The sequence below is a fragment of the Oleiphilus sp. HI0128 genome, assembly GCF_001635365.1.
This window is the reverse complement of record NZ_LWGG01000408.1, coordinates 1-2,253: the sequence shown is the minus strand read 5'-3', so window position 1 is coordinate 2,253 and position 2,253 is coordinate 1. Positions and strand designations below refer to the sequence as shown.

At 44.6% G+C, this 2,253-nt stretch carries 2 protein-coding genes; one reads left to right on the top strand and one right to left on the bottom strand.

Annotated elements, in window-relative coordinates; genetic code table 11:
- Positions 1 to 364: 364 nt before the first annotated feature.
- Positions 365 to 1,519 (top strand): IS110 family transposase, encoded by a 1,155-nt coding sequence (locus A3763_RS05020; protein WP_068510169.1) that lies wholly within the window; start codon positions 365 to 367, stop codon positions 1,517 to 1,519.
- Positions 1,520 to 1,961: 442 nt separating this feature from the next.
- Here A3763_RS05020 and A3763_RS05015 read toward each other — a convergent pair whose 3' ends face one another.
- Positions 1,962 to 2,222: a hypothetical protein gene (locus A3763_RS05015; RefSeq protein ID WP_068510940.1), complete on the bottom strand. Its 261-nt coding sequence runs from the start codon at positions 2,220 to 2,222 to the stop codon at positions 1,962 to 1,964.
- Positions 2,223 to 2,253: the final 31 nt, after the last annotated feature.

Here is a 2,253-nt window from a genome sequence, read left to right as displayed (position 1 = left end):
CAAACACCACGTTAAAACCTTTGTACTGGCCCAGAGACAAAAACACCCTAGATGGCGACTTTACCGGACTCCCTAGGAACACACCACCGACGAAGCCTCTACAAATTCAAATGTGCCTGAGAAACTTAAACAGCAGAGCGGAACAGTGGGAAAACGTGCCACCTACCCTAAAACTTTAAACGGAGGAATACATGATAAGAAACGAGCATTCCCTGCCGAATATTGAGCCCTAAACCTTAAGAGCCAAAAAACATTTAGACATAATGACTCCCCACGTCCCAAAAGAGTGCTGACCTCCTATCGTGGGTTAGCAAAGCCAGAGCCATAATATATGTGTCATACCATATAAGCGGAGGCCAGCACCATGAAAAACAATACCATAATTTTTGTCGGATTGGACACCCATAAGGAGTTCACCGAAGTCGCATATTGCGAAGATCAACGAGGCTCAGAAGTAAAACATCTTGGAAGAGTTTCTTCAGCCAAAGTATCACTTACCAAGATGGCAAGACAGTTTGAAAGCAAATACCCGCAGGCTACCCTGCATTTTGTTTATGAAGCAGGCCCCTGTGGCTACTGGATTTATCGATTGCTGACAAGCTTAGGCCATTGTTGCTATGTTGTTGCGCCATCACTGATTCCAAAGAAACCCGGACAACGCGTGAAAACAGATAAACGCGATGCACAAGATTTAGCTCGTTTGGTTCGTAATGGCGACCTTGATCCGATTTACGTTCCTGAACCCGCAGATGAAGCAATACGAGATCTATCTCGAGCACGTGAGCGTGCAATGCATGATTTGAATAATGCACGTTTCCAGCTAAAAGCCTTGCTGCTCAGAAACCATATTAACTATTCAGGCAAATCAAATTGGAGCTTAAAACACCTTCGTTGGTTAACAGAGATCATCTTACCTCATCCTAGTCAGCAATTTGTCTTGCAAGAGATGATTCAAACCATTTCAGAACGCAATGCTCGACTAGAGCGTCTGGACAATGAACTCGCCCATCACGTGAAGCAATGGCGATATTATCCGGTTGTGAAAGCGATACAAGCCTTGAGAGGCGTTCGACTGCTCACCGCCACTGGTGTCATTGTAGAGCTAGGAGACTTAACACGATTTGATAGCCCTAGAAAACTGATGAGTTATATCGGAACGACGCCCTCCGAACATTCAAGTGGAGGAAAACGACACTTAGGCGCGATCACCAAGTGTGGAAATGGGCGAGCGAGGAGATTGTTAGTTGAGGCTGCACATAGCTATCGCTATCCCGCAAAGATATCGAAGGAATTACAGCTCAGGCAGGAAGGATTGCCGAAAGAGGTAATTGATCAAGCTTGGCAAGCACAACAGAGATTATGTAGACGATATCAACGACTAATACACAAAGGTAAACATCGAAGTGTCGTGGTAACGGCGATCGCACGAGAACTGATAGCTTATATCTGGTCAATCTCGAAGGAAGTCACCTTACCCAGAATAGATCCAAAAACACGAATCTCACGCGTACCCGCTTAAGTAGATAAGGAATAATACATGAACAAGTTTAGCGTCAATGCAAAAGATCAAGCAGCGGCTGTGGTGCAATCACCGAAGGCGTTAGGTTGGCAATGAGCTAGCAGTACATTGATCCACGAGCATAGACTGAAGACAGGCACCACGACGTAATAAGTAAGGTTGGATAGGTTAACGCGTCGCGTTAGCAACCCACGAATACCAGCATGATCACCGTCGAAATTACTTGCTTCATCTGATGCGTTGACGCTTCCCTAACGGGAAGAATGTTAATTAAAAAGAAAGGCTCTGGCCGAGGTTCCGGCAGGATTTTGTGCGGGCCTCTTGACGTGGGGAGTCATACCAACGCNTNNCACAACGGTGGAATAATTTGGCGGGGCTTTTTGCGTTTCTTTGCAAAAACCGCGACATATTATGGAATCCGTTGGTGCTTTTGGTTATGTGTTTAAGCACGGTACACAATCTTATGCACTGCGCTCTGAATTTTGTTGATTTGGTTAGTTTGCTCTTCAGTTAAAGCAGAACCAAATTCACACCTTGCATTGTTTATAGATTCTAATAATTGAGCCCAACCATCGGTAAGACCATTCAATGAAGACAAACCGTCAGCTATTTGATTACTTGCATGTTCGTTACCAGTCGAAACTAAACTAGCTTGCAACCCTTCAATTGCATCGAATAAATCTGTGTTTGATTGGAATTCCATATTCTCTCTATGACACATAACGCCAAGCTAA